The following is a 7,608-nucleotide window of genomic DNA, read 5'->3' as shown; positions in this document are numbered from 1 at the left end:
GCGCACCCGACACCTTCTCCAGATCGTCCGCGAACGCGTCCGCCCGGTCCTTCACCGGCTTCGTCGTCGCGAACAACCGCTCCGCCTCCGGCGCCTGGTAATACGCCGACAGACCCTGGAACCGCGCATGCACATCCGACCCGGCATCACGGACATGACCCGCGTCCGTCTTCAGCGCCGCGTAATCCGTCTCCAACTGCGCCAGATCACCAGTGAACTGTGGGATCTGCTCCGGTGTGATCACGCTCAACCGCCCCCGCTCGTCCGCGCGTCATCGGATCAACTCTCAACAGGATCCGATCATCATATAAAACGGACGCTCTTTGTCTGACGGGGCGAGAGGTTTGTTACGAGAGTGGGAAGTTGCGGCGCGCACGGGTCCCGGGTCCGCCGAAGCTCGTCGCCGAGCCGGGAGTCAAGTCCCCGGCCAGCAGGATGCCGCCCAGGAGCGCCCCGCCGACGCCGGTGGAGTGCGGGGTCGTTCCGGGCGTGGGGGTGCCGTGCATGCGGACGTCCTGTTCGGCCAGGTGCAGGGCGGTGCGGGCGAGGGCGTCGGCGGCGAGGACGTCGGCGGTCAGGGGTGCCTCGGTCAGCAGCCGCCGGGCGGTCGCTAGGCGCGTGCGGGCCTCGGCCCCCACCGCACCCCGGTGGGTCGCCACGAAGTCCGCCGCCCCGGCCGTCGTGCTCCGGGCGACCAGCTCGCCGGCCACCGACAGCACCCCGGCCCACCCCGCCGCGACCGGCGCGACGGCCCGCACGACGCGGCGCAGGGCGTCGAGAGGGTCGTACGGCCCGCCGGTCAGCGTTTCGCGTACGCCGGCCAGGACGGCGTCGGCGTGCATGATGCGGGACTTCAGCTCACCGACCGGGATCCGGGCGACGGGTGATGTCTGCGCGCCGCCCGCCGGTCCGGTTGTGCGCTGCCGCGCCCGTGCGGCCTCCACCTCCGCCTCCGCCATGCGCTGCCGCGCCCCCGCGATCTCCGCCTCCGCCCCCGTCAGGGCCGCCCCTGTCAGCCTCTCGGCCGTCGACAACTCCCCGACGAGGCGCTCGACAGCGGTCTCGAAGGTCGCCGCCTGGGCGATCGCGCCCTCGGCCGCTCGCAGGTGGGCGGCGGCGCTCCCGGGGTCGTTCGCGTCGGCGGCCTGACGTGCCTGGTTGAGGTGGACCGTGGTGAACACCAGGCGGTCCTTGGCCTGTTCGACGAAGCCGACGACCGGGGCGGACGCCGTGGACGCGTACCGCCTGCCGAGTTCCGCCAGCGCCGATCCGGCGGCCGACGTACGGCCCGCCACCTCACGGAACCTCGCCTCCGCCGCCTCCAGAGCGGACCGGATGTCCCGTTCCAGGCCGCGTACCGCGTCGAAGCCCGCCGCCTGCGCGTCCAGCCGCCGCCCGGCCTCCGTGCAGCGCCCGACGATCCCGGCGAGCGCCTGCCGTCGCGCCGATGCCTCAGCGGGGACCCCGTCGTCGTACCGCTGCCGCATCGCGAACGCCGCCGAGAGCTCCCACTCCGCCTCCCGGACCGCTTGTGCGAAGGGCTCCATGGCCCGCGGGGTGGACGTGGCCCCGGCGGCGGCGAGTTCCTCGCGGGCGGCGCGTACGCAGTCGTCGGCCTCGACCAGCAATGCCTGTGACTGTTCGTCGAGTTGGGTGAGGGGGTGGGACGGAGCGGAGGTCATGGCGGACGGGGCGCCGCCCGGGGTGGTGCGGGTGCGGGTGCGCCGGGTGCGGCGGACGTAGGTGTACGCGGCCAGGACCGCCGCCGTGCCCAGGGCGACGAGCGGGAGGACGAGGTCGGCGGTGAAGGTCTCCTGCTCCTGGGCCGCCGCGCTCCGGGCGGGGACGGTGGGGGCCAGTGCCGTCGGGCGGTCACCGCTGGGCGAGGCGGTCAGCTCGGGCCACACCAGCCACAGGATCGCGATCACCCCGCCGAGCAGCGCGTGCGCGACCCGCACGGATATGTGCGCGGTCGTACGCCGAGGTCGGCGGCGGATCGAGGAGGGCGTCACCTTTCGGAGCGTATGAGCAGGAATGCGGCTCCGCGAGTGGTGTGCGTCCCTTGCGTGGACCGGGCGCTTCGCGGGCCGCCACCACTCGCAGTGGCGCAGCCCGCGGCCCGCATGGGTTTCGTCGCCCCCGTCACCCGTTCGCGTGAGCGCACAGGGTGCCTCGCACCCCCGGTGGCACCGATTCGTCGGGCAGTCGTCATGTTCGCTTTGCCCCCAGGGGTGCTCCCGTTAGTTGTGGAGTGGCTGTGGGCGGCCTACGTTCCACGGCACTTCCCCCAATCCCTGTGAGGGTCACCGATCCATGCGAGCTCTACTCACCAGCAAGGTCGCCCGGCGTGCCCTTCGGCCCGTCGTCGCGCTCATCGACCAGCGCATCCAGCGCGAGGTCCGGCGGGTCGTCGGAAACACCTCCTACGACGCCGTGCAGCAGGAGCTGAAGAAGGTACGCAGCCGTCAGCGGCCCCTGGAGCTGTTCTTCGACGGCACCGGGCGCGGCGCGTCACGGCTGCCGTCGACGCCTCACCTGAACCGGACGATCGCGGAGCTGACCCATGTCACCGGGAACGGGGAGGGCGCGGAGCGGGCGGTCGCGCAGTCGTTCCGGCTGCTCATCGCGATGGAGGCGCTGGGCGTCGGCCGCATCGCCGGCGGCACGATGAACATCTGCGGCAAGCTCTCCGCCGTACCGCTGCTCGGCCCGCCGAACGACGAGATCCTGGAGATAGGCACGCTGTACGGCATGTTCGGCGCGGCCCTGATCCGGATGATGGAGCGGGAGGGGCGCGACCCCCGGCTGACGATCGTCGATCCGCTCGCCGGTCAGCAGCTCCAGCCAGGCACCAGCATGGGCGGGGACGTGACGGGCACGCCGGTGCGGGAGGCCGCCGTGCGCAGCAACCTGGCGCTGGTGGGCGCGGCCGGTGCCGCGACCCGGATCCACCAGGGCTTCTCCGAGGACCCCGAGGTGCGCGCCGCCGTCTCCGACCGCTCCTACGGCGTGGTCGTCATCGACGGCGACCACTCCGCCGAGGGCGTGGCCAAGGACCTGGAGTGGGCCGAGCAGATCGTCGCCCCCGGCGGGATCGTCGTACTCGACGACTTCGGGCACCCGAAGTGGCCGGGCATCAAGGAGGCCTTCGAGAAGCACATGACCACCGACACCCGGTTCACCTTCCTCGGGCAGGTCGCGCACTCCGGCTATCTGCGCGCCTCAGCCACCTGACGACGCGGGCCGTCGGCGGATCTTGTCGCCCAGCCAGACCAGCGGGTCGTACTTGCGGTCGACGGCCCGCTCCTTCAGCGGGATCAGGGCGTTGTCGGTGATCTTGATGCCTTCGGGGCAGACCTCCGTGCAGCACTTGGTGATGTTGCAGTAGCCGAGTCCGTGTTCGTCCTGGGCGGTGCGTTTGCGGTCCAGGCCGGACTCGGCCGCCGCGTCCAGTGGATGCATGTCCAGCTCCGCGACCCGCATCAGGAAGCGCGGGCCCGCGAACGCGGGCTTGTTCTCCTCGTGGTCGCGGACCACATGGCAGGTGTCCTGGCACAGGAAGCACTCGATGCACTTGCGGAACTCCTGCGACCGGTCCACGTCCTCCTGCATCATGCGGTACTCGCCCGGCCCGAGCCCTGCCGGCGGGACGAACGCCGGGACCTCCCGCGCCTTGTCGTAGTTGAAGCCGACGTCCGTGACGAGATCCCGTACGACCGGGAAGGCGCGCAGCGGGGTGACGGTGATCGTCTCCTGGCGGTCGAACACCGACATCCGGGTCATGCACAGCAGCCGGGGCCGCCCGTTGATCTCGGCGGAGCACGAACCGCACTTGCCGGCCTTGCAGTTCCAGCGCACCGCCAGGTCGGGGGCCTGGGTGGCCTGGAGGCGGTGGATGATGTCCAGCACCACCTCGCCGTCGTTGACCTCGACCTGGAAGTCCTCCAGGCCGCCTCCGTCCGTGTCCCCGCGCCACACCTTGAAGCGGGCCTCATAGCTGCTCACTCGTACAGCTCCTCTTCGGCGAGGTACTTGACCAGCTCCTCCTTGTCGAAGAGGGCGAGCAGGTCGGAACGGATGGGTTCGGTGTCCTCACGGGTGAGGGCGATCTGGCCGCGGACCGAGTCCGTCGCCGCCAGACCGCCCGTCGGATCCGTGAGCTGGCAGAGCAGGTTGATACGGCGCCACCTGCGCTCCATCGACGGGTGGTCCTCGCGGGTGTGGCCACCGCGCGACTCGGTGCGCTCCAGCGCGGCCCTCGCCACGCACTCGCTGACCAGCAGCATGTTGCGCAGGTCCAGGGCGAGGTGCCAGCCCGGGTTGAACTGGCGGTGGCCCTCCACGCCCGCGCGCCGGGCCCGCGCCCGCAGCTCGGCCAGCTTCTTCAGGGCCTGCGCCATCTCCGACTCACGGCGGATGATGCCGACCAGGTCGTTCATCGTCTGCTGGAGCTCCTGGTGCAAGGTGTACGGGTTCTCCGGCGGGCCACCGGCCGGCTCCTCGACCTCCGCCTCGACGGAGAACGGTCGCAGCGCCTCCGCCGCCGCCGAGTCCACCTGCACGTCGTCCACCCGGGGGCGGCTCGCGGCGACCCCGGCCGCGTACTCGGCGGCGTGCAGTCCCGCCCGGCGCCCGAACACCAGCAGGTCGGACAGCGAGTTGCCGCCGAGCCGGTTGGAGCCGTGCATCCCGCCGGCCACCTCACCGGCCGCGTACAGCCCCGGCACCCCGCGCGCCGCCGCCGAGTCGGACTCGACGGCGATGCCGCCCATCACGTAGTGACAGGTGGGCCCGACCTCCATCGCCTCGGCGGTGATGTCGACGTCGGCCAGCTCCTTGAACTGGTGGTACATCGACGGCAGCCGCCGCTTGATCACCTCGGCGGGCATCCGCGTCGACACGTCCAGGAAGACACCGCCGTGCGGGGAGCCGCGGCCCTCCTTGACCTCGGAGTTGATGGCCCGGGCGACCTCGTCGCGGGGGAGCAGCTCCGGGGGACGCCGGTTGTTGTCCGGGTCCTCGTACCAGCGGTCGGCCTCGTCCTCCGTCTCGGCGTACTTCTCCTTGAAGACGTCCGGGACGTATTCGAACATGAACCGCTTGCCGTCGGAGTTCCGCAGCACGCCGCCGTCGCCGCGGACGGACTCCGTGACGAGGATGCCCTTCACCGAGGGCGGCCAGACCATGCCGGTCGGGTGGAACTGCACGAACTCCATGTTCAGCAGTGGCGCCCCGGCCAGCAGCGCCAGCGCGTGGCCGTCGCCCGTGTACTCCCACGAGTTCGACGTGACCTTGAAGGACTTGCCGATGCCGCCGGTCGCGATCACCACGGCGGGGGCCTGGAGGACGAAGAAACGACCCGACTCCCGCTCGTAGGCGAAGACACCGCTCACCCGGGAGCCGTCCTTGAGGACGCGGGTGACCGTGCACTCCTGGAAGACCTTCAGGCGGGACTCGTAGTCACCGGTCTCGCGGTGGTCCTCCTGCTGGAGGGAGACGATCTTCTGCTGGAGGGTGCGGATCAGCTCCAGGCCGGTGCGGTCGCCGACGTGGGCGAGGCGCGGGTACTCGTGGCCGCCGAAGTTGCGCTGGGAGATCCGGCCGTCCTTCGTACGGTCGAACAGGGCGCCCCAGGTCTCCAGCTCCCACACCCGCTCCGGGGCTTCCTGGGCGTGCAGTTCGGCCATCCGCCACTGGTTGAGGAACTTGCCCCCGCGCAGGGTGTCACGGAAGTGCACCTGCCAGTTGTCGTGCGGGTTTGCGTTGGCCATCGCGGCGGCGATCCCGCCCTCGGCCATCACCGTGTGCGCCTTGCCGAACAGCGACTTGCAGATCACGGCGGTGCGGGCGCCCCGCTCGCGCGCCTCGATGGCGGCGCGCAGTCCGGCGCCGCCCGCGCCGACCACGACGACGTCCCACTCCTGTCGCTCGACCACGGACATCAAAAAGGCCCCACTCATCTAGAAGAAGCGCGGATCGTCGAAGACCCCGGACGCGACGAGATAGACGTAGAAGTCGGCGAGCGCCACGCTCACCAACGACGCCCAGGCGAGCAGCATGTGCCGGGCGTTCAGCGTCCCGACCCACTGCCACATCCGGTAGCGCACGGGGTGTCTGGAGAAGTGCTTGAGCTTGCCGCCGACGATGTGCCGGCAGGAGTGGCAGGAGATGGTGTACGCCCAGATCAGCACGATGTTGACGAGGAACACCAGGGTGCCGAGGCCCATGTGGCCCCACTCGTAGTTCTCGTCGCGGAAGGCGAGCACGGTGTCGTACGTCAGGATGCCGGCGACGAGGATCGCGGCGTAGAAGAAGTACCGGTGGATGTTCTGCAGGATCAGCGGGAAGCGGGTCTCACCGCTGTACTTCTTGTGCGGCTCGGCCACCGCGCAGGCCGGCGGGGACGCCCAGAAGCCCCGGTAGTAGGCCTTGCGGTAGTAGTAGCAGGTCAGCCGGAAGCCGAGCGGGAAGATCAGGATGATGATCGCGGGGGAGATGCCCCACCACCCGCCGAAGAGCTCCCAGTTGGGTCCCCCCTTCATCGGCTCGCAGTTCTCCGCCAGACAGGGGGAGTAGAAGGGCGAGACGTAGGGGGCCGCGTAGTAGTCGGTGTTCGCGAAGGCCCGCCAGGTCGAGTACACGATGAAGGCGAACAGCCCGGCAGCGGTGGCGGCCGGCGCCAGCCACCAGCGATCGGTCCGCAGATGCGGGACCCCGATCGCGGCGCGGGAGGCCGACCGGACGCCGCCGGGGTGATGGGGATCTGAGGTTGTGGGTTCCGTACCAGTGGCCAAGGTGTGACTCCGGTCGGTCGGGACTCGGGTCGGTCAGGGTGCGCGTCGGTCGCGGGCGCCGAGTCCCTCGTCGTCCGTGTCGACCCACAGGCTGTTGTCGTACGGGGTGTCCGGGATGGTGACGAGCTCCGGGCGCCGTTGCGCGGCCGGAGAGCTGGCCGCCTCGCGGAGCAGCGCGACACTCTCGCGCAGGTGTTCGCAGTCGGTGCGGGCGCGGCGTATGTCGAGCCCGCCGGTGCCGAGCTGCTGCTCCAGGCGGCCCAGCGACCGGGACAGGTCGTCCAGGCTGCGCTGCACCGCTGTCAGTTCGTCGTGCACGGACATGACGTGACCTCACTTCCGTCGGCACGGTGGCCGTGGGTGGCAACGGTCATGCGCCTGCGAGTGTTGCGCGTCACACCTGTCGCTGGGAAGGGACGTGCACCGATTGGCCGAGGCGCACCGGTGCATCCCGTGGTGTGTTGCGCCGCACGGGTGGGCTTCCCGGCCGTCGTCGCCGTGTCGCCCGGTGTTGCCGAACCCTTTCCTCTTCAGTGGCGGCATAAAGCCCGAAACATCTGATCAGCTCCATATACCACCAAAAGTGATCGTAACCCCCGCGGCTCCCGGAGGTAAGCAGAGATGTCTCACGACGGCGTCACACTGCGCGCGGTGATGCGCTCGGTCGCCTTCCTCACCGCGGGTCTGCTCGCGGTGCCCGCACTGGCCGGGTGTGGCTCGCCCGGACTTTCGCAGCAAGCGAAGGCCATCCTCGTACTGACCGCCGTCGCACCTCGACAGACCTTCACCTGCCTGACCTGCACGGCCGCGGGCG

General features: G+C 70.6%; 7 protein-coding genes and 1 pseudogene. 2 read left to right on the top strand and 6 right to left on the bottom strand.

Translation table 11 applies throughout. The features are described 5' to 3' along the window. Together AB0O67_RS35580 and AB0O67_RS35575 are read right to left on the bottom strand one after the other, a co-directional pair. A pseudogene (locus AB0O67_RS35580) lies at positions 1 to 244 on the bottom strand (protein phosphatase); the annotation flags it as partial. 103 nt (positions 245 to 347) lie between these two features. After that, complete coding sequence (locus tag AB0O67_RS35575; RefSeq protein ID WP_365459676.1) at positions 348 to 2,012, bottom strand: hypothetical protein; 1,665 nt, start codon at positions 2,010 to 2,012, stop codon at positions 348 to 350. A 301-nt stretch (positions 2,013 to 2,313) separates the two neighbouring features. On the opposite strand from AB0O67_RS35575, the gene AB0O67_RS35570 reads away from it, so the two are divergent. Then, positions 2,314 to 3,234, top strand: a complete 921-nt coding sequence (locus AB0O67_RS35570) for a class I SAM-dependent methyltransferase (RefSeq protein WP_365459673.1) — start codon at positions 2,314 to 2,316, stop codon at positions 3,232 to 3,234. On the opposite strand, the gene AB0O67_RS35565 is transcribed toward AB0O67_RS35570, so the two are convergent. The 4 genes from AB0O67_RS35565 to AB0O67_RS35550 are packed head-to-tail and all read right to left on the bottom strand — an operon-like array spanning position 3,223 to position 7,118. Next, on the bottom strand, positions 3,223 to 4,005 hold the full coding sequence (locus AB0O67_RS35565) for a succinate dehydrogenase/fumarate reductase iron-sulfur subunit (protein WP_365459670.1): 783 nt from the start codon (positions 4,003 to 4,005) through the stop codon (positions 3,223 to 3,225). The genes AB0O67_RS35570 and AB0O67_RS35565 overlap by 12 nt on opposite strands. Further along, positions 4,002 to 5,942 carry a fumarate reductase/succinate dehydrogenase flavoprotein subunit gene (locus AB0O67_RS35560; protein WP_365459667.1) on the bottom strand — a complete coding sequence of 647 codons (1,941 nt, stop codon included), beginning with the start codon at positions 5,940 to 5,942 and terminating at the stop codon, positions 4,002 to 4,004. The genes AB0O67_RS35565 and AB0O67_RS35560 overlap by 4 nt, the downstream gene beginning before the upstream one ends. A gap of 18 nt (positions 5,943 to 5,960) precedes the next feature. Beyond that, the gene (locus AB0O67_RS35555) at positions 5,961 to 6,794 is read right to left on the bottom strand and encodes a hypothetical protein (RefSeq protein WP_365459664.1); all 834 of its coding nucleotides are present in this window, start codon (positions 6,792 to 6,794) and stop codon (positions 5,961 to 5,963) included. Positions 6,795 to 6,827: 33 nt separating this feature from the next. Beyond that, positions 6,828 to 7,118 (bottom strand): hypothetical protein, encoded by a 291-nt coding sequence (locus AB0O67_RS35550; protein WP_365459661.1) that lies wholly within the window; start codon positions 7,116 to 7,118, stop codon positions 6,828 to 6,830. A gap of 297 nt (positions 7,119 to 7,415) precedes the next feature. On the opposite strand from AB0O67_RS35550, the gene AB0O67_RS35545 reads away from it, so the two are divergent. Continuing rightward, positions 7,416 to 7,608: hypothetical protein (locus AB0O67_RS35545; protein WP_365459658.1), on the top strand; the 193-nt coding region annotated here is incomplete at its 3' end.

Source organism: Streptomyces sp. NPDC086077 (assembly GCF_040686175.1).
In the GTDB taxonomy this organism is placed as follows: domain Bacteria; phylum Actinomycetota; class Actinomycetes; order Streptomycetales; family Streptomycetaceae; genus Streptomyces.
The sequence above is the reverse complement of the archived record's forward strand: the minus strand, read 5'-3'. Positions and strand labels throughout refer to the sequence as shown.